The following is a 23,126-nucleotide window of genomic DNA, read 5'->3' on the forward strand; positions in this document are numbered from 1 at the left end:
ATTCTTTATCATTCATAGCTCCGGCCCCACCCCAATATATATCTGCAAACCATTAGAATCATGATTTCCAAGCGGAGTGGCAAGATCAAGTCTTATTGGACCAACCGGAGATCTCCAGCGAATACCTATCCCAGAACCAACGTTTAATCGTGCTGAACTTATTCTATTTGTAGCCTCTCCTCCATCAACAAACATCGCTCCCCACCACCGACCTGAAAAATTATATTGATATTCAAGGGAACCGGTGAGTAGTTTAGAAGCCCCCTGTAATTTACCTTGACTGTCTCTGGGTGAAATAGAGCCCTGAGAATAACCACGAATACTTCTGTCGCCGCCAGCAAAGAAACGTAAATGTGGCGGAACTGCAGAAAAATTACCTGTTTCAATCCAGCCAGAGTGGAGCCGCCCAACGAAACGATGATGGTCATAAAAGGTTCTAATCCACGCATTTTGCGACTGAAAAACCATAAAATTAATATCAGAACGCCATAACATATTAGAATAGTCAATTGTGTATCGCTGCGTATCTCCCCATGCAGGCATAAAGCCATCGCGCGAACGAACGCGTCCAATTGTAATGCCGGGATAAAGCAGCATAGTAGAATCCTTGACATTACCTTGCGTAAATTTGCTCTGCTCCCATCTAAGATTAATAGCTCGCTGCCAACTGTCAGAACGCTCCCACAACCGGGACATCGTCAGTGCAAACGAATTCTCTTCAGAATCGTTAACGTTGGTAAAATTGAAACTACCACGAAGCAAATAATATTGTTCCAAAGGAGAATGCAGAAGAGGAATTTTATAATTAAAGTCTGACAACTGCTCAGATTGTGAAATTTCAGAACGGAAGGACATACTATGGCCAAAAGCATTAATCCATGGAACTCTCCACATATAGCTTATACGTGGGCCTGTATCTGTTGACATACCTACTCCAGTTTCAATGGTATGTTTGGTACGAGGAGAGATTACCGCTTTCATAGGTAATTTTTTGGTATTCATTGTTGGAGTAAATTGCGGCGCGACTACTGCTGAATTAAACCAACCAGTAGCAGAAAGACGGCGATTAAGTTCTGCAAGATACCTAAAATCGTATTTATCCCCCTCCCTGAAAGGTACCAGGTTTTGCAGGTACTCATCACGTATCTGAGAACCTTCAAAAGTCACATGTCCAAACTTATAACGCTCACCACTGTCGTAATCTATATCCCAGAAGGCTTTATTAAGACCTAAAGCCACACCTAATTGATTTTTCTTAAAGCTTCCATCAAAATAACCTTTACGTAGGGCCATGCGCGATAAGGCGCTTCTGAAAGAATCATAATCGCCATGATTTAGGATGGTACCGTTACTCGGGCGACTATTTAGTAATTCCAGGTAATCCGGATCTTCTTGGGCTTCTCCTCTTAGTTGAATAGTTGTACCCCCAATGATCACTGGATTGTTAGGTATCACCGTTGCGATTAATATCTTCGAGCCATTCACCGATGACGGACAGGACTCAAGCGTTACCGTTGGTTCGTAATATCCATGAGCGCGTAACCCTATGCGTATAGTGTCCTCAACGTGCGAACATCCTCGACGGTTAAATATTATTTCATCGTTAGAAATGCGGGCTAAATGGGCAAGAACATTCTTCTCAAGCTCACCTGATATACCTTTGATCTTAATCTCCAGGTCTGCTGCATGTGTGGAATTGATTAAGAAGAGAAGAAATATACTTAATAAATGAATATAACACATATTGAATCCTGGGATTATAATTACTATCCCTAAGAGGAGAAGCCTGTAATCATAATGACATTTGAACAACAGTATGTTTTATTCGAGTCAAATTTGCATATAAAGAAGATGCTTAACAATAGAACACTAAGTTAACCCATCTCATCAGATTAATTAACGAGTAACAAAGTCGCCATTAAAATCAAATAAGACTTATGGTCTGGAAACACAACTGTTGCAAAGAAAGAATCAAGTCACAAATAGTATATAACGCAACTTTAATTTGGAATGAAAGAAACATATAGATGATGACAACAAAATTATGCTCATCAACAAAACACAAGAGATACTTTAAATATGCGATCGGGATATTCCGCGGACAGATTGTCCGCGGAATCAGGAAATTTAAAATTTCACAGATGTTCCGAAGTAAGCACCATCAAGTAGAGTATGATTAGGTGTGCTTGATTTGCCATGAACACCTGCATATCGATACCCTACTTTTAAGTCAATAGTGTCTCGCATTTTCCAGGCCACGCCAGCATCAACTTCTGCATAGTTTTCTACTGCATTATTCAGGCCACGAGGAGCGGTGTAACCTTCTCCGTAAGCGTATAATGAGTCATTGAAATGGACTCGTACTCCAGCACCAATGGGTACAGCAAATCCATTATCCCCTTTCTTTGGAGCAAAATAGATAGTTTTAGCTCCAGCATAGACATCGATAATATCGAAGGATAATTGGTAGCCCGCTCCCACACCACCGGTATTAGGCCCATCATTGAAGTTTTTGGTCCAGTTCGCAGTATAGAACATACCCGTCGGTTCAGGAGCAAACTTTGCATTTAATTCAATATGTTGAGTACCTAATTGGGTACCAAGCTCTACAGCATTGGCATTTAAAGTCATGGTGGAAAGAACACCCACTGCTACAAACATTTTCTTTAACATAAATTATTACCACATCTAATGTATTAAATTATCGATTTAGGGCCATAAATTGACCTGGCAGCACGAATTTATTCTAAAAAGTTATACGAAATTCAAACAAACGTATTTTTTATAGATTTTTTCTGTTCATCTTATTAAACCGATAACTACGACGTGATCACTAAATTAAGGATGTTTAGGTACGGTATAAGTTTTAGGGCTAACATAACAACCTGATGATACTATTTGTCAACTCACGTCTCACTCAGGGGTACAAATACAATGTTAACTCAAAAAAAGAAGAAGGCATTGCGCCACTTTTTGGCATTTAATCTATTGTTAATTTCGTTACTAATGATATTTATCAGGATAAAATCTGACGCTAATTACTTCACCCTGATCTCTAATAAATTTATATTCTGGTCAGGAGCAATCAATCACATGATCTTACTTGGTGGGTTATGGATATTTATCGATGTACTATTTATGCTATGGTATTTCTATCCCGATAAAATTAGCAAATATTTTAAGAGGTAAAAAATGTTGCTTTTTATAGCATGGGTCTTTTCTTTTTTTGCCAGTGAAATGTTGCTTTGGCAAATTAGCTCGGCGAATATAATAGTGCCGATTATGTACTTCACTACTGGAGTAATGTATTTATACCAAAAAAACAAAATAAAGAAACTGTTATGGCTTGACAAAAACATAATGACATTTAAGTTGCTAAATTTAAGAATAACATTCAGCTTAGCATTAGTTATGCTGTTATCGTTTGTTGTCTACATTAACTTCATTACGAACTCTCTCGTATTAATGCAATGGCTTAATAAATAATTTCGAGAGAGCCATCTTCAGTGTAACTCATAAACCATACTAACTGGAGAATTATCAATTAGTTAAGCAAGGTGTGCACATGATAGGCAAGATTTCCCTAAGAATTATTTTAGTTATTGTTTTGCTACTAGCATCAACGTTAGTCTGGAGAATGTTTTGGGCGCATAATAATGCAGACTTAAAACCATGGCACACCTTTACCACTAAAGAACTCAACAAAGTCGAACTCGACCATTCAGACTGGGATGATTATATTAATTCGGAAAATAAGATATTTTTAGATATAGAAAGAAATGTGACAAGCAAAATAAAAAGAAATGATATTAACATTTTAAACCGATATGATCGTGAAAGCCCTGTGTATCCAGGGAGATTCTTTACAGACTGGAACCGTTCTTACATCATGCGGCCTCAAGCCGATGTAAAAGGGGCAGTAGTATTACTGCATGGTCTTACCGATTCCCCTTATAGCTTGCGACATATAGCAGAATTGTATCAACAGTCCGGATATGTCGCTGTAAGCATTCGCTTACCAGGACATGGAACCGTACCAGGCGCATTGACTGCTGTAAAATGGCAGGATTGGCTGGCGGCCACAAGACTTGCCGTGAGAGAGGCAACAGAATTATCAGGGAAGAACACACCACTCCATATTGTGGGATTTTCGAATGGAGGTGCACTAGCAATAAAATATACGCTTGATGCATTAGACAATGAAGAATTTAGAATGCCACAGCAAGTCGTTCTCATTTCACCTATGATAGGTATAACCCGATTAGCTCGTTTCGCAAATTTTGCAGGATGGCCTGCGATTTTCCCTGCTTTCTCACAGGCGGCCTGGCTTGACATTACACCTGAATTTAATCCATTTAAATACAATTCATTTCCCATCAATGGTGCACGTCAGGCACATCTGTTAACTATTAATTTGCGAAATCAAATTATCAAAATGAGCAAGCAAAAAAAATGGAACACCCTCCCCCCCATACTCACATTTCAATCTGTCATTGATTCAACTGTAAGTACAAAAGCAGTTGTCGATATACTTTATCAAAACTTGCCAGATAACAGAAGTGAACTTGTCTTATTTGATATTAACCGCGCTATTAACTTCAGATCTCTTTTTCGCAATACGGCTGATACGATGTTATCTAAGATATTACCACAAAACGAAAAAAATTATATAGCAACGGTGATCAGGAATGTTACACCAAACACAATGAATATGCAGGAAGTCTCTATAAATGCAAATACTACAACGGAGAAAATAAAAGAAATAAACTTAGCATACCCTGCGGATGTTTTTTCTCTTTCTCACATTGCACTACCGTTTCCGGTCACTGACTCTTTATATGGCTCATCGCCAGAACAACCAGAAAAGTATGGCGTTAGTTTTGGTAAGTTTAATTTACGAGGTGAACGTTCTGTATTACTCACTGGTTTTGATTCTTTTATGCGAATTTCCTCAAATCCATTTTTCCCTTACGTTAAAGAGAAAATTAATAACATTATAGAATAGTACCTCATTCAGGATGCTTAAATCTAAACGGTTTTAACATAATATCTATCACAGCCCAAACAAAGTTGTAGCCGTGCACTGACTTTGCCTCCCATGAAAAAAGGTTGCGCTCACCTATGAACAACGCAGACACGCTGATGAAAATAGGTCAGCGTAGAGTTTAAGTGAGCGTTATCCTTGATCAGAACTGTACTAATGCGGCTGCAGTCAACGTACAGGGACAACATCCTCTATCATGACGCAAGCTGTTCTGGTAGTAACTGAGATCATCTCGGAAAAATAAAGGACGAACAGGGCTAATACTGCCAGTATAGTAGCCTGGTGAAGTGCCTCAGAAAAGAAGGCAGGAGTAGAGATCGTTGAAATGAAAACATAAACCGCAGCAATGCTGAATGACGTGTCTATAGGAAGTAATGGCTCCTGACGGATTCAACCGACCAAAATAGTTTTATAAACTTTTTTCTAACGTATATGTTAAGGAGTCAGAGATGTCGAAGTGCCGGGTGCCTCCCGGTAAATTTGTGCCAGCCCACAAATTTGCATGCGCTTACATGGAGTATATTTAACGGCTGAAATGCCCCTCCGCACAGGGGGATTCACTACAACAGTATCAATATTATGACAAAATAATATATGTATTCTAAACGAAGATGCATTTTACAGATTAATATTTAAAAATATTGACACCTCAGAATGAATATCTTAACCAACCAAAAAGCACATTCCCATTATTATAGGTTCCAGGAATATAGGTAAACTGCATGTTAACATTGTTATAGCTTGCGGAAAAGATCGGTAAGACAATAGGTAAAGGGACATAATTAGCGAAATCTTTTCGTGCTGTTATCCCAGCCGTGAACCCCAGGCCTACTCTGAATTTCTCTCGCTTATCAAAATGCCACCCTTTTTCCCAGGCGTAACCCGCAATGGGCTGCCACTCTTTATGAGAGTCTTTGAAAATCATCATATAGAGTGAACTCCAGTTACCATAACTGGTATCACGAGAGACGCCAACACCTCCGCCCCAGGGGTGTTCGTTATATCTGTCTGTTTTTTCCCTATCATAAAGAAAACGATTATGCCAGCTAATAAATGGAATATAGAGATCAATATTTTCTGGTTGGTTCCAGGTTTGCGAAATGTCGTCTTTTAATCTTCCCCAGAAACCTCTTTGTTCTCCATTACCGGGTATCTCTGCACATACTCCATATGACGTGAGAGCTAACCAAAGAGATAATATAAGGAAAGAAACCGAAGAATATTTATGCCATCTAACGATAGACAATAATGTTTTCATTGAGGAAAATTTAATATAAACAGCCATGATGAGTGAACCAAATTAATTCAATATGCAGTAATAAGGTTGTAGATAACGCGCCACTAACTTTACGCGTTATCTAATAACTGAAGCAAAAGACGTTAAGTCTTTTAACTTAACGCTTTATTCTTTAACGTCTTAAATTCGTCTTCTGTAATGATATTGTCTTGTAATAGTGCCCGAGCATCCAGAATTTGCTCAGCGGGAGTCTTACTCGTATTGTACTTCCCAGTCCAGAAAATGTCCCGGTTATTGGCACATTGTCTCGCTGCCATTCCTTTACCTCTGAAGATAAGATACATTAAAGCTGTCATTAAAGGGACAAAAAGAAGTAAAACAATCCAAACTGCTTTAAAAAACCCGTGAAGTTTATCATCTCTAAAAAGATCAGTGACAATTTGGAAGATCACCATCAAATATGCCATAAAAAAAATATTGAAAATGTCGTTACAGCAATACTCCAAAAAGACATTAAGTGGTTTAACATTAAATGAACCCTTTAGTTATTCACAAAATAAACATATTTACAATGAAACGTTAATATTTCATATCCGAATGCCGCCCGAAGAACAGAATGGCATTCGGAATATCGTATCGATGATACTAGAATGAATAAATACTATAATTTACTACATCGGGGTTATAAGAACCTGACCACGCTGCGATGTAATATTCACACGCTGACCAACAAAAAAATCTCTGCTGCCTGCTGGTTGGACTATAGCAAATTCATGTCCGGTATCTGGCTTTACAAAAAGTTCAAAAGCCCTTTGTCGAGCCATATTTCTTTGAAGGGCTTGCCCTGTCATCGCCCCAGCAACAGCACCGGAAGCCGTTGCCAAACGCCTGCCACTACCTCCGCCAACTGAATTACCAGCTAAGCCACCTATAACGGCACCACCAACTGTACCAGTCACATTGCTGGATGAATCATCCTGAATAGTTATTTCTCTTACACTAGTGATTGTACCTTGTGAAAGACGCATGGCCTGCCCAGTGAGAGATGTACTTACATTATTAGCTGAACCAATCGGTTTACTTGTGCAACCCGACAGGATTATCACACCAGCCATAACTAAAAATAAATTTCTTAACATCAATGACTCCGTTTTTAATAATCAACAGCATCGCGAATTAAAGGACAAGTCATACAGTGACCGCCTCCACGTCCACGACCTAATTCACTACCGACAATTTCAATAACTTCTACACCTTCATTACGTAATCTATCATTTGTTTTGGTGTTTCTATCGTAAGCCATAACAACACCAGGTGACATTGCGACAACATTATTACCACTATCCCATTGCTGTCGCTCTTTGTCATAAAGGTTCCCTTCAGTCTCAACTACTCGTAATTTTTTTAAATTAAGGGCTTGCGCAACAACTTGTGTCAAAGATTCAGTATGATGAAATAATCTCATACCTGTAGGTCTATCATCCTTAAATAACGAGAAAGTCTCAATTTCGTCAATTATTGCTGGGTACAAGGTCACAAGATCTCTATCACAAAATGTAAAGACAGTATCTAAATGCATTGCAGCTCTCAGCTTAGGCATGACTGCGATGATCACCCTATTTACATCACTACGAGGGTTTGTAAAGAGTGATTTTGCTAACTGTGCTATGGCTTGATATGATGTTCTTTCACTCATGCCTATCAATACCGTATTGTTACCAATAGGCATAATATCTCCGCCTTCCAGAGTAGCAGAACCATGTTGGCGAGTTGGTTCACCCCACCATACATTAATCTCCTGTGTTTTAAATTCTGGATGGTAAATATAAATAGCAGTAGTTAACAATGTTTCCTCGCGTCTTGCCTGCCAGTACAGGGAATTAAGCGTAACGCCATTATAGATCCAACTGGTTGTATCTCTGGTATAGAGTGTATTTGGCAGCGGTGGTAAAAGATATTGTCGCAATCCTGAAGCAGCACCAATTAATTCAAGTTCTTCTTTGTCACCATTCCAACCTGAAATAAGATCTTTTGTCGACAACCCTCCTATCATAAACTCTGCAAGTTGTTTAGATGGAAGTGAATTCAGATAGGATCGCGTTTCATCAAGAAGACATAATGGTATCTCATTTGCATTAACTTGCTGATCTAAAAGCCAGTTTCGTGCTGAATCTTGTGACAAGATATCCTCAAGTAAACGATGCATTTCTAAAACTTCTACACCACACTGATTCATACTTTTAATGAAATCCTGGTGATCCAGACGCGCTCGTTCTACCCACATGACATCATCAAATAATAGCTTATCACAATTTCCCGGAGTGAGACGGGAGTGAGCTAAACCAGGAGCACACACCATTACTTTTCGTAATTGACCGACCTCAGAATAAACTCCATAAGGAGTGACAGACATATAGATACCCTCATTATTTGTTAAATAGAAATCGTACCATCAAAAATACCAACCAACCCGGCAAGAGCAGATAGCAGAATCACGAAAAATATCATTCGTTCCGCTGCTGTAAAAATTCTCTGTTTTTGCTCACGTTTAGCCATAATATATAAAATAGTTCCTGGCGCATAAATTATTGCAGACAAGAGTAAAAACTTCATGCCGCCAGCAAAAATCATGAGAAGAGCATAAAATGTTGCCAGCAAAGAAATAACAAAATTCCTATAGTATCCCTTGGTATTAGTACCATAGGTTTCTCGCGTTAGGACTAATTTCAAGCCATATGCCGCTACGAAAAAATACGGAATTAAAGTCATGGCACTCGTTAATTCCAATGCCAACTGAAAAGCATAATTACTGAACATTGAAATAATTAGAAAAAATTGAACTGTGATATTTGTCAACCACACAGCAGAAGACGGTACAGCCCATTTATTTTCTTTTGTAAATACTCTTGGCATACTATTCTTCTGAGCTGCAGTATAAATAATCTCAGAAGCAAGCAAGGACCAGGACAAATAGGCCCCCAAAACTGATACAATCAATCCGATACTTATAAAAACCCCGCCCCAGCGACCGACTATACTTTCAAGTACACCAGCCATAGAGGGTTGACGTAGGTTACCAAGTTCATTTAGCGGTAATACACCATATGAAAGCAAAGTTACCAACATTAATAAACATAACACACCAAGAAATCCAAACACTGTCGCAATTCCAACATCTTTTCTACGACGAGCGTATCGGGAATAAATACTTGCACCTTCTATCCCGAGGAATACAAATACAGTCACTAGCATTGTACTTCTAACCTGGGTAATGAGTGACATGTCTTGGTTTACTTCGTTTGCTTGATGTCCCCAGAAATTTAAAGAGAACATATCTTTACTAAAAGCAACTGATAATACAACTATAAACAATATTATGGGGATAATTTTTGCAAAGGTTGCAATAGTATTTATATAAGCTGCTTCTCTTATTCCCCTGAGAATAAGAATATGAAATGACCATAGTATCACTGAGGATAATACAACTGCATAAAAAGAATTGCCTTCACCGAAGGCCGGAAAAAAAGCGCCTAATGTCGACTTAATTAATATAAAATATGATACATTTCCAATACATGTGCCAGCCCAAAAACCCAATGCTGATATAAATCCAGAATACTCACCAAATCCCTCTTTGGCATAACTAAAGACACCGGCATTTAAATCTGGTTTACGTTCTGCAAGCGACTGAAAGACAAAAGCTAACAGTAGCATGCCGCTACCTGCGATCATCCATGCTATTATCGCCCCAAGACCTCCAGTTGCTTGTCCGAATGTGGCTGGCAAGGAAAATATACCTGCACCGATCATTGCTCCAACTACAAGCGCTGTTAATGACCATAGCGAAAGAGTATTACGCTCATTTTTTGACATCTGCTTTACTCGCAATAGAATATTTACGCAAGGTATATGATAGAATAGTTTTATATACGAACTTTAAACTCAATGGGAATTGAATCATAAAAGAAGGATAATTTTATAATATTCTTAAAACATTCATGTTTTTAGATAGTATCCATTATCTCTTTGATTTTTTATCTTCCCACCATTATAAGCTGCTAGTTTTTTTCTTAGCCGGCCAATCAGGACCTCTACCGTATTGTTATTCTTTACAGCACCATCATCATAAATGTGGCTCATGATTCGGCTCTTGCTTAGTACAGAACCCGTATTTTCCATCAGCAATGCCATGATTTTGAATTCAAAACCAGTGAGTCGTATTATGTTATTGCCAATGCAAAGAGCTTTACCTGACAAATCTAATTCAACATTTCCTTTTTTTATCTTTTTTGCAGGTATACAAAAAGTTCTTCGAACTAAAACCCAGACCCTGACGATGACTTCCTGTATTTGAAAAGGCATAGTGACATAATCATCAGCACCACAATTTAAGAAATTTACTTTATATTGAATATCGTTTGTTGAACTCAGCACCATAATTTTTATATTTCGTCGCTCGCGACGCCATTTTTTAATAGCTATAGCCGATTCACCCTCAACAGAGTCAATATTCATCAAGATTATCTCAGGGTAATTTGAAAGCATATAAAGCTCGGCTTGTTTAATGCTGGTGGCGCTATCAACCAAAAAGCCGGCTTCCTCGAACTGACTTTTTAAATAGTACTGATGAACGACATCAGGCTCCATAACTAATACTCTCATGTAATCCTCATAAATTAACTTTACATTTGTTTTTGAGAGATTTTCGTGTGTCAGTATATATTCCCCTGAATATCCCCCAAAAGCTCAAACTATTCCCGGATTATTGGTTTACAAAACAATGGTGACAATTATTTATTAATGCGCATATTTGCTCCATACTCATTCTGAAAAGAACGAGCATTATAATGATTTACACAAGACATTCTCTTATACTCCAGTGAATTCAAGGGATAGCAAAGCACGTGGTAAATATTAATTGATAAAATTTGTTTGAAAACTTTTTTTCGCTCTTTTTATTAATACAAGATTATGTCTTGCCAGAAAAAACAGAGTCATAAGGAATCCAAGCCTCTCATCTGGAGTTAGAATAAACATCTGATAATCATATTTAAACAGTTTTTTATTCTACCTAGTATCACTTAGATATCGATTTTCCCATATAAAAAAGGGTGCCATTGACATGGCACCCTTTTACATAGGATTGGCTATTCTGAGAAATATCTATTTTTTATAAACTTACATCAACAAAAATTAACAATTAATTAATCCATACAACAACAAAACAACTTATTTACCACATAAGAAAATAGTTCGCTGAAGATCGCTTATGCGCCATGTATCATCATCTATTTTTTGTATCTTGTAATAATATACAGGCTGATTGGATATTAACTTTTGCACTAGTGTTATTGGGGCATTATCCTGTCGATTCGTAATCACTTCATCTTTAGTGACTTTGTAAAAATCATTTTCCGTTATACTTGACATATGCATGTTTATTGTTCTATCAACAATATACTCATTATCTTTATATTGTAACTCCCCATATTCATTTACAACAACCAAGCCATTTCTTGTTATATGGTAGACTACTTTCACATTACCTTTTATGTCATTGTTACTGTCCATATTAATATGAAATGTAGCCATACAATTCATTGGCAAATAGGTTTTAGTGTCTATTATCTTATAACCTAAATAACCTATTGCAATAACAATAGATATGTTCAAAACAAAACTAAAGATTGTTAAAATTGATATAGTTTTCGCATTCATAACTCCCCCTTAGTTTATTACTTTCACATACCGCAACATGAGTTGAGTACGCTTTAGTATTTAGCGTAGCTTTGTTATCATCGAAATATATTATTTTAGAGTTATGATTACAAGATTCAGTAATTCTTTTCCCTAACGCTGTCTCAAAAAATGTAGACACATAATCAGGATGGGACAAATTCTTATCTATATATACATCACATGCTCCCACAGTTTTATATTTATGCATAGAATTAACATTCTCATCATGCAAATAATAAACTAACAGCAACATCGTTGATAGCAAGATTAAAATCAAGGTGCTAATCTTTAAAATATAACCCGATGAAAATACATTTAACACTTTACTGTATGAATTGTTTAGGGAAGTACCAACAGATTGAACTTCACAATGAAATATAAATCCTTGCTTAGGCACTGTCTCGATAACATTTTTCAATCCAAGATCTTGCAATGCTTTACGTAATATGGATATATTCCTATTTAGATTGTGCTCTGAAGCAACTAAATCATGTTTTTCCCAGACAAGATAAAGAATATCATTACGAGCTATCTTAGCGTGGTTATTCTCTATCATTAATGTCAATAGTCTTGCTGACGTAACCGAAAGCTTTATTTCGTCATCCTTATTAGTTAACAACCGCTGCTCTTCACTGTAACGAACAAGATTATCAAGTAAATACTCCATAATGTGGTGTTCCTTTACTTTATTTTACTTTTATTAATTATAATCTGATTTATTAGCATGTGCAATTATTTGCACATGCATTCATTCTGCCATTAAACAAAATTTGTTGTTAACTATTTTTGAGATTGAGTTGCTATAGTATGTATAGCTTTTGTAGCTTAAGCTGCATAAGATATTGATCAGAATGAAAAATCTGTCGAATTAATTATATTAACGCTTGCTTCGAGAGCGTAAATAATGTAATAGAGCACGATATGCTTCGTCACGGATAACCTAGACACTTCTGAGCCGTTGATAATATAGGTTTTCATATTTAGCCGGTGGTATCAGCCGCTCGAGCCATGCCGACGCTTGCTGTTATAAAACATTCCGATGTCATGAAAAATATCGCAGCGGGCTTCTTCCCGGGTTCCGTAGATCTTTTTCTTTATCTGTTCACGCTTCAGTAGCTGGAAAAAACTTTCTGCAACCGCGTTGTCATGACAGTCACCACAACGGTTCTTACTGCCCTCCTGTCCGTGCGATTTCAGGAACGACTGCATTCATAGGTTGTATACTGACTACCCTGATCAGAATGAACCAGCACCTGTATTTAAGGCTTACGTCACCACAAGGTCATCAGAAGCGCATTCAGGATAATATCTTTTTCATTCGGGGTTGCATTGACCAGCCGATAACTTTGCGCGAGAACAGGTCAACAACTACGACCAGATACAGTCAGCCTCGTGAGTTCGTATATTGGAAATGTCTGTTACTCAACGTTCTTCCTGTGCTTCCGGGTTGAACTACCGCTGGAGCTTGTTGGGGGTCACACTGGCTTCACCTTTATCCCCACACGTTGCATCAATCACCAGACTTTGTTTACACCGCATTGTTGTCCGGTATCCCGCAGATAGTGAAGAACGTGTTGATATTGCTCTGCTGGCAGAGATAGCAAAGTAAGAAATAAGGGAGCATCTGCCCCCTTCATCTTTATTTCAATCGCTTACCTGTTTCATCAACGACTTTCTCGCCATCTTCCTTAGCGAAAGCCGCTTTCTGAGCATCTGGAAGGATATCCAGAACCACCTCGGAAGGACGACACAGACGCGTTCCCAACGGCGTCACCACAATCGGACGGTTAATCAGGATCGGATACTGCAACATAAAGTCTAGTAATTGGTCGTCAGTAAACTTATCTTCCGCAAGCCCCAGTTCTTCATAAGGCTCGACGTTTTTACGCAGCAGCGCCCGTACTGTAATCCCCATATCTGCGATAAGTTTGACCAGCTCATCGCGAGACGGTGGATTTTCAAGGTAATGAATAACGGTCGGTTCATTACCGCTGTTGCGGATCATCTCCAGCGTATTACGCGACGTGCCGCAGGCCGGGTTGTGATATATGGTGATGTTGCTCATATCAGTATCTCATTACAAAGTGAAAGAGAGACGTAGCGCCAGCGCCGCCAGCGTTACAAACAGCACAGGCAGAGTCATAATAATCCCTGTGCGGAAATAGTATCCCCACGTGATGGTCATATTCTTCTGTGAAAGTACATGCAGCCAGAGCAGCGTTGCAAGGCTACCAATAGGTGTAATTTTCGGCCCCAGATCGCAGCCAATCACGTTAGCGTAGATCATCGCCTCTTTAATAACGCCGGTGGCAGTGCTTCCCTCGATAGAGAGCGCGCCAACCAGCACCGTAGGCATGTTGTTCATAATGGAAGACAGGATTGCTGTCAGGAAGCCAGTCCCCAGCGTCGCGACCCAGAGTCCTTTATCCGCCAGTACGTTCAGCACACCTGAAAGGTATTCGGTTAGTCCGGCGTTGCGCAGACCGTAGACCACCAGGTACATCCCCAGTGAGAAGATGACGATCTGCCATGGCGCACCGCGCAGCACTTTGCCGGTGTTAATGGCATGGCCTCGTTTCGCCACAGTAAACAGCATTACCGCCCCAACTGCAGCAATCGCGCTAACGGGAATCCCGAGTGGCTCGAGGACAAAGAACCCAACCAGCAGAAGAATCAACACTATCCAGCCAGTTCTGAAGGTTGCCAGATCTTTAATCGCGTTTGTCGGTGCCTTAAGGAGAGCCCGATCGTAAGTCGGCGGGATATCCTTGCGGAAGAACAGATGCAGCATCACCAGCGTGGCAACAATGGCGGCAATATCCACCGGCACCATCACCGATGCATATTCAGTGAATCCCAGACCAAAGAAGTCCGCCGAGACGATATTCACCAGGTTCGACACGATAAGCGGCAGGCTGGCAGTATCGGCAATAAACCCGGCAGCCATGACGAATGCCAGCGTGGTGCCTTTGCTGAACCCTAATGCCAGCAGCATGGCGATGACTATCGGCGTCAGAATCAATGCCGCTCCATCGTTGGCAAACAGTGCCGCCACCGCCGCACCGAGCAGAACGATATACGTAAAGAGCAAACGGCCATGACCATTACCCCAACGTGAAACATGCAGTGCCGCCCATTCGAAAAAACCAGATTCATCGAGCAGCAGGCTGATAATAATTACGGCAATAAATGTTGCCGTCGCGTTCCAGACGATATTCCACACCACCGGAATATCGCTTACATGCACAACGCCAGAAATCAAAGCCAGTCCTGCGCCCAGCGTCGCGCTCCAGCCGATCCCTAAACCCTTAGGCTGCCAGATAACCAAAACAATGGTCAGGACAAAAATAACGCCTGCCAGTAACATACATCCTCCTGACAGGGCGACTTTGCCGCCCTGTAAATACAAAAAAATTAACTCATCAACTCTCTGAGCTTTTCAATACCGGCGGGCTCTGACGCCAATACCGGAACGAGCGCTATACGGTCAGCATGCTGATTCTTAACAGCCTCAATCTGAGGCAGTTCCTGCCGGGCGCGCTGGCAAAGCAACGGAGAACGCGTATCCGCAATGGAAAGGCTGTTATTGATAATCCAGCCCCACGGATGAATCCCCGCTCTTTCAAGGTCAGACTGCAGGTTTGCCGCTTCCAGCACCGGTGTGGTTTCAGGAAGCGTAACCAGCAGAACTTTGGTTCTATCCGGGTCCTGAAGCTGCATCATTGGGGTAGTAAAATAACCTTTATCCCCCATCTTCTTAGCAATCTCACGATGATAAGCCCCGGTCGCATCCAGCAGTAAAAGCGTGTGTCCCGTAGGGGCAGTATCCATAACAACAAACCGCTTACCCGCTTCACGAATCACCCGAGAAAAGGCCTGAAATACGGCAATTTCTTCAGTACAGGGAGAGCGTAAATCCTCTTCCAGTAGCCGTTTCCCTGCTTCGTCCAGATCTCTTCCCTTCGTCTCCAGGACATGCTGGCGATAACGTTCGGTTTCATCGTGTGGATTAATCCTGCTGACCTGAAGGTTATTCAGGCTACCGTTCAGCGTGGTACTGAGATGTGCAGCGGGATCTGAGGTGGTGAGATGGACATCAAATCCCATATCCGCCAGCCTGACGGCGATGGCAGCAGCCATCGTGGTTTTCCCTACACCACCTTTGCCCATCAGCATAATCAGGCCGTGTTCACTGCGAGCGATATCCTCGACCAGGCCAGAGAGCGATAAGTTTTCAGGCATGTACAGAACGTTCGTTGCCGGGAGCGGTAATGCCTCAGAACGGGTATCCAGCAGTCCCTTCAATGCTGAAACACCAACCATATTGACTGGCTGTAGTAATAGGGTATCTGTCGGTAGCTCAGATAAACCGGCAGGAAGATTTGCCAGTGCCTCCTGCTCACGTTGCCATATCGCAGCGGCCAGGACGTCATATTCAGTTTCGGCTTTAGGCAGCACCCCATTAATCACCAGATACTGGTTTTTCAGGCCAATTGCAGCCAGTTCTTCATGGGTGCGGGCGACTTCCTGCAGCGTAGATTTTTGCAGTCGTGCAACCAGAACCAGGCGGGTACGTTCAGGATCGGATAACGCCTCTACTGCATGAGCATACTGCTCACGCTGCTTTTCCAGACCGGCCATTGGGCCAAGACAGGAAGCACCATCCGGGTTGCTTTCAATAAAGCTACTCCAGGCTCCGGGAAGCTGGAGAAGGCGAATCGTGTGGCCCGTCGGCGCTGTATCAAAAATAATGTGATCGAAGCGGGTCAGCAGGGAAGCGTCTGTCAATAAGCCGGTGAACTCATCAAACGCCGCAATCTCAGTGGTACAGGCTCCTGAAAGCTGCTCGCTGATACTGTTAACAACGTCATCAGGCAGAAGACCTTTGATAGGATCAACGATTCTGGCGCGGTATTGTTGGGCGGCTTCCTGCGGGTCGATCTCCAGAGCGGAAAGTCCAGGAACTGCTGCCACAGGGCGAATGGTGTTACCGATAGCCTGATTGAATACCTGACCGACATTGGAAGCCGGATCGGTACTGACCAGCAAAACCCGCTTCCCCTGTTCGGCAAGGCGGATAGCCGTCGCGCAGGAAATGGACGTTTTTCCTACACCTCCCTTACCGGTAAAAAACAGGTAAGGCGGGATGTTCTGTAAGAATTTCATATGTCCTCCTGACATACTCAGCAACAGGAAGCATTACCACCACAGCAGCTGGTGGGCGCTAACCCAACCTTCTCCAGCGGAATGCCTAACCAGCGAGCCAGCTCAGCGCGTTTTGGGTATCGCCCTGCCATCACCGTTTCGCCGTCCAACAGCAGTAGCGGAAGCCCTTCTGCTCCAGATGCTTCGAGGAATGCTTTCGCTTTCTCGTTCTGAACAAAGCTCATGGGCTGCTGCGCCAGGTTGTAACGTTCAACCTGTACGCCACGTCCTTTCAGCCACTGCACATCCGCAGAGAAATCAACCAGAACTTGATCAACATCTGAACCACAAACGCCGGTACTGCAGCACATCGCAGGATCAAACACGGTTAACGTTTTCATCTTTAACACCTCACATCCGTAAAAACATATATGTACAGGCAAATTTTTTAGATACAAACAGCCTTACCACTGCCAGAGCAGTTTGCTGATGCCAGCTTACGGGCGATGGCCTGTACGTCGTCCTGTTGGCTTAACCAGGCCTGCTCAATCACCTGAGCGGCCCAGGAAGGAATATGCGGGGATAAACGGTAGTGAACCCACTTACCCTGTTTGCGATCCAGCAATAGTCCACTTTCCCGGAGCATTGCCAGATGGCGGGAGATCTTGGGCTGTGACTGTTCCAGCGCCGTACAGAGATCGCACACGCACAGCTCTCCCATCTCTCTGAGCAGCAACACAATGCCCAAGCGGGTTTCATCGGAGAGGTTTTTGAAGAGTTGTAGAGATGATAATTGTGGCATAAGTCCCCCCGGCTATTGTTTCGCAATATCTCGCTGTAACCGTACAGTGTCAAATTATATTTGAATTTCCATATATGAATAAAGCAAGACTTCTCACTGACCCTGTGAGGGTTATACCGTCGGTTACAGTAAGGAACTCAGCAAAGAGGCTTTAAGCTATTTCCCTTTGGATTCAGTAAACTGGAGAGTTTTAAGTATGAAGTGTCATGGAGCGGGCGAAGGGAATCGAACCCTCGTATAGAGCTTGGGAAGCTCTCGTTCTACCATTGAACTACGCCCGCGTTGGAGTGCGTAAGGCATTATAAACCTTACGCTCTTGTTGGCAAGGGACAGACCAGCTGACTGGCGATTAATTCACCGTCAGCATTTCGGTTTGCTGCCCTGCGGCGGCAGGTAACGCAGCGGGTCGATGGCCGTCGCACGGTAGCGAATCTGGAAGTGCAACCGCACCGAGGCCGCATCAGTACTGCCCATCGTGGCGATTTTCTGTCCCGCCTTCACGCTTTGCCCGTTATTCACCAGCATCGTGTCGTTGTGAGCGTAGGCGGTAATGTAATCTTCACTGTGTTTGATCATAATGAGATTACCGTAGCCCCGCAGTTGGTTGCCCACGTAGACCACCTTCCCTGCCCCGGCGGCATAAACCGGCGTACCGCGGGCAGCGGAAATGTCGATCCCCTTATTCCCTCCATCCGCAGTGGAATAAGGCAGGATCACCTTACCGCTGGCAGGCCACTGCCAACAACGTTGCCCTACCGGTGGCCAGGACGATTGCGGCACGGAAGAAGACGGTCTCGCGGAGGCTGTTTTGGTAGACGACTTTTTAGTGGATTTCGATGAGGCCGTTTTCGAACCACCGAGCTTCAGCTTTTGCCCAACTTCAATGGTGTACGGCGGCGAAATGCCGTTCAGACGCGCAAGGTCTTTGACGCTGGTGCCTGTCGTGCGTGAAATACGGTAAAGGGTATCTCCCCGTTTGACGGTATAAACGGCGCCAGAATCAGACGATTTGCTCCCCGAGCAGCCCACGACAAGCAATCCCGCACAAAGCAGCATGACAATACCCAGGCTATTTTTCTTCAGGCGTCCTGCGCTCAAAACCGTTCCTCGCAATATTCACAGACGCCATATGATAGCAGCCATAATCCGGATGCCAAATTTATTGAATCGGTATGTCCCCTCATGGACCGCCTGATAAACGCTATCACCGCCACTTACCGTGTATCACAATGAGTTGATTAAACTCATAATGATACGCAAAGTGCTCATCGTCAAAGGTCGGATCCCTCTCCCGACAGACCATATTATTATCTCCGTCACACTTCCCTTTTCTCACGGCGCAACTTTGCGCTTCTGGCGTAATTCTTGCCTGATTTAACGGTTGTTCAGGAACCGAATTGTTAAATCAAGGGGACGTTTATGGATGCGCGGGAAGCAACCGCTACCGGAGAGTCATGCATGCGCGTGGATGCCATCGCTAAAGTGACCGGGCGGGCTCGATATACTGATGATTACATGATGGCGGGCATGTGTTATGCCAAATACGTTCGCAGTCCGATTGCCCACGGTTACGCCACCAGCATCAACTGTGATGAGGCGAAAAGCCTGCCCGGTGTACTGGCCGTGTTTACCTGGGAAGATGTACCGGATATTCCCTTCGCCACGGCAGGGCACGCCTGGACGCTGGATGAGAACAAACGTGACACCGCCGACCGTTTTCTGTTGACCCGCCACGTACGCCATCATGGCGATGCGGTCGCGATTGTTGTGGCAAGGGACGCGTTAACCGCAGAGAAAGCGGCCTTACTGGTGAATGTGGAATGGGAAAAACTCCCGGTGATCACCACGCCAGAAGCAGCTCTGGCGGATGATGCTGTCCCTATTCACCCAGGCGGTAATTTGCTCAATCGCAGTGAAATGACCACCGGGAATGTCCAGCAGACCATTGATGCCGCTGATTACCAACTCCAGGGACATTACCAGACGCCGGTGATTCAACATTGCCATATGGAAAGCGTCACTTCATTGGCCTGGATGGAAGATGACTCGCGAATCTCCATCGTCTCCAGCACGCAGATCCCACACATCGTACGTCGGGTCGTGGGCCAGGCATTGGGCATTCCGTGGTCATGCGTGCGGGTTATCAAACCTTACGTCGGCGGCGGATTTGGAAACAAGCAGGATGTGCTGGAAGAACCCATGGCCGCTTTCCTGACGCGCAAACTGGGCGGTATTCCAGTGAAAGTCTCTCTCAGCCGTGAAGAATGTTTTCTCGCTTCCCGTACCCGCCATGCGTTCACGATGGATGGACAGATAGGGCTCAATCGCGACGGCACGTTGCAAGGCTATCGTCTGGATGTTCTGTCAAATACTGGCGCTTACGCCTCACACGGGCATTCCATCGCCTCGGCGGGCGGCAACAAAGTGGCCTACCTCTATCCCCGTAGCGCATACGCTTACCGTTCCACCACCTGCTATACCAATCTTCCTTCCGCTGGCGCGATGCGCGGCTACGGCGCGCCGCAGGTGATCTTTGCCGTAGAATCGATGCTGGATGACGCCGCAACGGCGCTGGGTCTCGATCCGGTCGAGGTTCGGTTGCGCAATGCGGCCTGCGAAGGCGACACGAACCCGATTACCGGCAAACGCATCTACAGCGCGGGGCTCCCGGAATGTCTGCAAAAAGGCCGCGCGCTGTTTGAGTGGGACGCCCGTCGCGCTGAATGTCTGCACCAGCAAGGCAACATCCGCCGGGGCGTCGGCGTCGCCTGTTTTAGTTATACCTCCAACACCTGGCCGGTCGGCGTGGAGATCGCTGGTGCCCGTCTGCTGATGAATCAGGACGGAACGATCAACGTGCAGAGCGGAGCCACGGAAATCGGTCAGGGGGCGGATACCGTTTTCTCACAGATGGTGGCGGAAACTCTCGGCGTACCGGTCAGCGATGTGCACGTTATTTCCACCCAGGATACCGACATTACCCCCTTCGACCCTGGCGCCTTCGCCTCTCGCCAAAGCTATGTCACCGCACCGGCACTGCGCAAGGCAGCACTTCAACTGCGCGATAAGATCCTTCTTCACGCTGCCGACATGCTGCATCAGTCCGTCATGAGCCTGACGCTGACGGCAGGCCACATCGTCCTTATCGATCGCCCGGACTCACCGTTGCTGTCCTTAAAAGAGCTGGCGATGGATGCGTTTTATCATCCGGAGCGCGGCGGTCAGTTGTCTGCGGAATGCTCGGTGAAAACCACCACTAACCCACCGGCGTTTGGCTGCACGTTTGTCGATCTGAGCGTCGATATCGCCCTGTGCAAGGTCACCATCAACCGCATCCTCAATGTCCACGATTCCGGCCATATTCTGAACCCTCAACTGGCGGAAGGTCAGGTGCATGGCGGGATGGGAATGGGCATTGGCTGGTCGCTGTTTGAAGAGATGATCATCGATGGGGAAAGTGGTCTGGTGCGTAACCCGAATCTCCTTGATTACAAAATGCCGACCATGCCTGACCTGCCGCAACTGGAGAGCGCATTCGTTGAAACGCAGGAGCCGCAGTCGGCGTATGGACATAAATCCCTCGGCGAGCCGCCCATTATTCCTGTTGCTGCCGCCATTCGTAACGCAGTGAAAATGGCCACAGGCGTTGCAATTGATACGTTGCCACTGACGCCAAAACGGTTATATGCGGAGTTCCACCAGGCTGGCTTGATTTGAGGATATGATCATGTTTGACTTTGCTTCTTATCATCGCGCTTCAGACATTGCCGGGGCTGTCAGCCTGCTGGCGCGCTATCCGCAGGCGAAACTGCTCGCCGGCGGAACCGACGTACTGATCCAACTTCATCATCACAATGCGCGTTACCGTCATATCGTCGATATCCATGATCTGCCCGAATTACGAGGCATTACCCTGTCGAAGGAAGAAAGGCTGCGTATCGGTTCCGCCACCACCTTTAGCGAGATTATCGAGCATCCCGTCGCGCAACGACATCTGCCAGCCCTGTGTGCGGCAGCTACCTCCATCGCCGGACCGCAAATCCGTAATGTCGCGACCTACGGCGGGAATATCTGTAATGGCGCAACCAGCGCAGACTCGGCGACGCCAACGCTGATTTATGACGCCACGCTTGAGATCGCCTCGCCAAAAGGGGTGCGTTTTACCAGCATCAACGGTTTTCACACCGGCCCCGGAAAAGTCGCTCTCGAGCAAGATGAAATCCTTGTCGCCTTTCATTTTCCACCGCAGCCGAGGGCGCATACTGGCAGCGCGCATTTTAAATATGCCATGCGCGATGCGATGGACATCTCGACCATTGGTTGTGCGGCACGATGCCAACTGGATAACGGCGGTTTTAAAGAACTTCGTCTGGCATTCGGCGTTGCGGCTCCGACGCCAGTTCGCTGTCAGCATGCGGAGAGCGCGGCGCAAAATGCGCCATTGACCCACCAGACGCTGGACGCGATCGCCGAATCCGTTCTGCAGGACGTCGCCCCGCGATCTTCCTGGCGGGCAAGTAAGGAATTTCGTCTGCATCTCATCCAGACGATGACCCGGAAAGTGGTTACTGAAGCCGTTGTCGCGGCGGGAGGAAAGCTGCAATGAATGACACTAACCGAATCACGCTGGAATGCGTCATTAATGATCACCCTTTTCAGCTCAGCATCATGCCGGGGATGCCGCTCTCTGAACTCCTGCGCGAACAAGGGTTGCTGAGCGTCAAACAGGGATGCTGTGTCGGTGAATGCGGAGCCTGTACGGTGCTGGTTGACGGTACGGCCATCGACAGTTGCCTGTACCTTGCCGCGTGGGCAGCCGGAAAACAGATCCGTACCCTGGAAGGTGAATCGGCTGGCAGTCAGCTCTCGCGTGTTCAGATGGCTTATGCGACATCCGGTGCCGTGCAGTGTGGTTTTTGCACGCCGGGTCTGATTATGGCGACCACCGCATTGCTGGCAAAACCGCGTGAAAAACCATTAACCATTCTGGAGATCCGTCGTGGTCTGGCGGGGAATTTGTGCCGTTGTACTGGCTATCAGATGATTGTCGATACCGTCCAGCGCTGCACTGAGCCTGAATAATTAACACCGCATCCTTCAGGTTGCCTCCGGGTCAGTAGCGTTCACACACTCGCCCCCTGATGCAACCTGAACGCGGT

The 23,126-nt window shown here is 44.4% G+C and carries 20 protein-coding genes, 1 tRNA gene and 1 pseudogene; 4 read left to right on the forward strand and 18 right to left on the reverse strand.

The features are described 5' to 3' along the window. Window positions 1–12 precede the first annotated feature (12 nt). Window positions 13–1,743: an autotransporter assembly complex protein TamA gene (tamA, locus tag ACQ0PY_RS19210; RefSeq protein WP_109739465.1), complete on the reverse strand. Its 1,731-nt coding sequence runs from the start codon at window positions 1,741–1,743 to the stop codon at window positions 13–15. A gap of 384 nt (window positions 1,744–2,127) precedes the next feature. Continuing rightward, a complete protein-coding gene (locus tag ACQ0PY_RS19215) occupies window positions 2,128–2,673 on the reverse strand; it encodes a YfaZ family outer membrane protein (protein ID WP_044264354.1) in 546 nt (181 codons plus the stop codon). An 892-nt stretch (window positions 2,674–3,565) separates the two neighbouring features. On the opposite strand from ACQ0PY_RS19215, the gene ACQ0PY_RS19220 reads away from it, so the two are divergent. Further along, on the forward strand, window positions 3,566–5,005 hold the full coding sequence (locus tag ACQ0PY_RS19220; protein ID WP_109739466.1) for an alpha/beta hydrolase: 1,440 nt from the start codon (window positions 3,566–3,568) through the stop codon (window positions 5,003–5,005). A 688-nt stretch (window positions 5,006–5,693) separates the two neighbouring features. Here the strand turns inward: ACQ0PY_RS19220 and pagP are convergent. The 16 genes and pseudogenes from pagP to actS all read right to left on the reverse strand — a co-directional run bounded on the left by pagP (window position 5,694) and on the right by actS (window position 19,065). After that, a complete protein-coding gene (gene pagP, locus ACQ0PY_RS19225) occupies window positions 5,694–6,302 on the reverse strand; it encodes a lipid IV(A) palmitoyltransferase PagP (RefSeq protein WP_109739467.1) in 609 nt (202 codons plus the stop codon). 131 nt (window positions 6,303–6,433) lie between these two features. Beyond that, a complete protein-coding gene (locus tag ACQ0PY_RS19230) occupies window positions 6,434–6,736 on the reverse strand; it encodes a PLD nuclease N-terminal domain-containing protein (protein ID WP_224788367.1) in 303 nt (100 codons plus the stop codon). A gap of 216 nt (window positions 6,737–6,952) precedes the next feature. Further along, window positions 6,953–7,420, reverse strand: a complete 468-nt coding sequence (locus ACQ0PY_RS19235; protein WP_044264366.1) for an outer membrane lipoprotein — start codon at window positions 7,418–7,420, stop codon at window positions 6,953–6,955. Window positions 7,421–7,434: 14 nt separating this feature from the next. Continuing rightward, window positions 7,435–8,694 carry an arginine deiminase gene (locus ACQ0PY_RS19240; RefSeq protein WP_044264367.1) on the reverse strand — a complete coding sequence of 420 codons (1,260 nt, stop codon included), beginning with the start codon at window positions 8,692–8,694 and terminating at the stop codon, window positions 7,435–7,437. Between the two features lie 20 nt (window positions 8,695–8,714). Then, the gene (locus tag ACQ0PY_RS19245; protein WP_109739468.1) at window positions 8,715–10,154 is read right to left on the reverse strand and encodes a basic amino acid/polyamine antiporter; all 1,440 of its coding nucleotides are present in this window, start codon (window positions 10,152–10,154) and stop codon (window positions 8,715–8,717) included. Window positions 10,155–10,277: 123 nt separating this feature from the next. Then, complete coding sequence (locus tag ACQ0PY_RS19250; RefSeq protein WP_109739469.1) at window positions 10,278–10,943, reverse strand: winged helix-turn-helix domain-containing protein; 666 nt, start codon at window positions 10,941–10,943, stop codon at window positions 10,278–10,280. A 567-nt stretch (window positions 10,944–11,510) separates the two neighbouring features. Then, entirely contained in the window at window positions 11,511–11,999 is a 489-nt protein-coding gene (locus ACQ0PY_RS19255) for a FidL-like protein (RefSeq protein ID WP_109739470.1), read from the reverse strand. Then, window positions 11,962–12,687: a winged helix-turn-helix domain-containing protein gene (locus tag ACQ0PY_RS19260; RefSeq protein WP_044264374.1), complete on the reverse strand. Its 726-nt coding sequence runs from the start codon at window positions 12,685–12,687 to the stop codon at window positions 11,962–11,964. The genes ACQ0PY_RS19255 and ACQ0PY_RS19260 overlap by 38 nt, the downstream gene beginning before the upstream one ends. 273 nt (window positions 12,688–12,960) lie before the next feature. Then, window positions 12,961–13,442: pseudogene (locus ACQ0PY_RS19265) on the reverse strand (IS3 family transposase); the annotation flags it as partial. A gap of 217 nt (window positions 13,443–13,659) precedes the next feature. After that, window positions 13,660–14,085 carry a glutaredoxin-dependent arsenate reductase gene (arsC, locus tag ACQ0PY_RS19270; RefSeq protein ID WP_109739471.1) on the reverse strand — a complete coding sequence of 142 codons (426 nt, stop codon included), beginning with the start codon at window positions 14,083–14,085 and terminating at the stop codon, window positions 13,660–13,662. A 12-nt stretch (window positions 14,086–14,097) separates the two neighbouring features. After that, the gene (gene arsB, locus ACQ0PY_RS19275; RefSeq protein ID WP_109739472.1) at window positions 14,098–15,387 is read right to left on the reverse strand and encodes an arsenite efflux transporter membrane subunit ArsB; all 1,290 of its coding nucleotides are present in this window, start codon (window positions 15,385–15,387) and stop codon (window positions 14,098–14,100) included. 47 nt (window positions 15,388–15,434) lie between these two features. Continuing rightward, on the reverse strand, window positions 15,435–17,186 hold the full coding sequence (gene arsA / locus ACQ0PY_RS19280; protein ID WP_109739473.1) for an arsenite efflux transporter ATPase subunit ArsA: 1,752 nt from the start codon (window positions 17,184–17,186) through the stop codon (window positions 15,435–15,437). A 17-nt stretch (window positions 17,187–17,203) separates the two neighbouring features. Further along, complete coding sequence (arsD, locus tag ACQ0PY_RS19285; protein WP_109739474.1) at window positions 17,204–17,566, reverse strand: arsenite efflux transporter metallochaperone ArsD; 363 nt, start codon at window positions 17,564–17,566, stop codon at window positions 17,204–17,206. Between the two features lie 47 nt (window positions 17,567–17,613). Next, window positions 17,614–17,967, reverse strand: a complete 354-nt coding sequence (arsR, locus tag ACQ0PY_RS19290; protein ID WP_042999394.1) for an As(III)-sensing metalloregulatory transcriptional repressor ArsR — start codon at window positions 17,965–17,967, stop codon at window positions 17,614–17,616. Window positions 17,968–18,174: 207 nt separating this feature from the next. Next, a tRNA-Gly gene (locus tag ACQ0PY_RS19295) sits at window positions 18,175–18,248 on the reverse strand. Between the two features lie 79 nt (window positions 18,249–18,327). After that, a complete protein-coding gene (gene actS, locus ACQ0PY_RS19300) occupies window positions 18,328–19,065 on the reverse strand; it encodes an amidase activator ActS (protein WP_090048397.1) in 738 nt (245 codons plus the stop codon). Between the two features lie 321 nt (window positions 19,066–19,386). Here actS and xdhA point away from each other — a divergent pair, with 321 nt between their 5' ends. Genes xdhA through xdhC form a run of 3 tightly spaced genes read left to right on the forward strand, consistent with a single transcriptional unit; the run spans window position 19,387 to window position 23,049 of the window. Continuing rightward, window positions 19,387–21,684, forward strand: a complete 2,298-nt coding sequence (gene xdhA / locus ACQ0PY_RS19305) for a xanthine dehydrogenase molybdenum-binding subunit XdhA (RefSeq protein ID WP_109739475.1) — start codon at window positions 19,387–19,389, stop codon at window positions 21,682–21,684. Between the two features lie 10 nt (window positions 21,685–21,694). Beyond that, complete coding sequence (gene xdhB / locus ACQ0PY_RS19310) at window positions 21,695–22,573, forward strand: xanthine dehydrogenase FAD-binding subunit XdhB (protein WP_044327729.1); 879 nt, start codon at window positions 21,695–21,697, stop codon at window positions 22,571–22,573. Next, on the forward strand, window positions 22,570–23,049 hold the full coding sequence (gene xdhC, locus ACQ0PY_RS19315) for a xanthine dehydrogenase iron sulfur-binding subunit XdhC (RefSeq protein WP_042999389.1): 480 nt from the start codon (window positions 22,570–22,572) through the stop codon (window positions 23,047–23,049). Before xdhB ends, xdhC begins: the two co-directional genes overlap by 4 nt. Window positions 23,050–23,126: the final 77 nt, after the last annotated feature.

The sequence above is a fragment of the Citrobacter sp. LST-B2 genome (genome assembly GCF_057983045.1).

Bases quoted from the DNA above. Each gene is read 5' to 3' on its own strand.
- tamA (WP_109739465.1), bottom strand. From the start codon at position 1,743: ATGTGTTATATTCATTTATTAAGTATATTTCTTCTCTTCTTAATCAAT.
- ACQ0PY_RS19215 (WP_044264354.1), bottom strand. From the start codon at position 2,673: ATGTTAAAGAAAATGTTTGTAGCAGTGGGTGTTCTTTCCACCATGACT.
- ACQ0PY_RS19220 (WP_109739466.1), top strand. From the start codon at position 3,566: ATGATAGGCAAGATTTCCCTAAGAATTATTTTAGTTATTGTTTTGCTA.
- pagP (WP_109739467.1), bottom strand. From the start codon at position 6,302: ATGAAAACATTATTGTCTATCGTTAGATGGCATAAATATTCTTCGGTT.
- ACQ0PY_RS19230 (WP_224788367.1), bottom strand. From the start codon at position 6,736: ATGGTGATCTTCCAAATTGTCACTGATCTTTTTAGAGATGATAAACTT.
- ACQ0PY_RS19235 (WP_044264366.1), bottom strand. From the start codon at position 7,420: ATGTTAAGAAATTTATTTTTAGTTATGGCTGGTGTGATAATCCTGTCG.
- ACQ0PY_RS19240 (WP_044264367.1), bottom strand. From the start codon at position 8,694: ATGTCTGTCACTCCTTATGGAGTTTATTCTGAGGTCGGTCAATTACGA.
- ACQ0PY_RS19245 (WP_109739468.1), bottom strand. From the start codon at position 10,154: ATGTCAAAAAATGAGCGTAATACTCTTTCGCTATGGTCATTAACAGCG.
- ACQ0PY_RS19250 (WP_109739469.1), bottom strand. From the start codon at position 10,943: ATGAGAGTATTAGTTATGGAGCCTGATGTCGTTCATCAGTACTATTTA.
- ACQ0PY_RS19255 (WP_109739470.1), bottom strand. From the start codon at position 11,999: ATGAATGCGAAAACTATATCAATTTTAACAATCTTTAGTTTTGTTTTG.
- ACQ0PY_RS19260 (WP_044264374.1), bottom strand. From the start codon at position 12,687: ATGGAGTATTTACTTGATAATCTTGTTCGTTACAGTGAAGAGCAGCGG.
- arsC (WP_109739471.1), bottom strand. From the start codon at position 14,085: ATGAGCAACATCACCATATATCACAACCCGGCCTGCGGCACGTCGCGT.
- arsB (WP_109739472.1), bottom strand. From the start codon at position 15,387: ATGTTACTGGCAGGCGTTATTTTTGTCCTGACCATTGTTTTGGTTATC.
- arsA (WP_109739473.1), bottom strand. From the start codon at position 17,186: ATGAAATTCTTACAGAACATCCCGCCTTACCTGTTTTTTACCGGTAAG.
- arsD (WP_109739474.1), bottom strand. From the start codon at position 17,566: ATGAAAACGTTAACCGTGTTTGATCCTGCGATGTGCTGCAGTACCGGC.
- arsR (WP_042999394.1), bottom strand. From the start codon at position 17,967: ATGCCACAATTATCATCTCTACAACTCTTCAAAAACCTCTCCGATGAA.
- xdhA (WP_109739475.1), top strand. From the start codon at position 19,387: ATGGATGCGCGGGAAGCAACCGCTACCGGAGAGTCATGCATGCGCGTG.
- xdhB (WP_044327729.1), top strand. From the start codon at position 21,695: ATGTTTGACTTTGCTTCTTATCATCGCGCTTCAGACATTGCCGGGGCT.
- xdhC (WP_042999389.1), top strand. From the start codon at position 22,570: ATGAATGACACTAACCGAATCACGCTGGAATGCGTCATTAATGATCAC.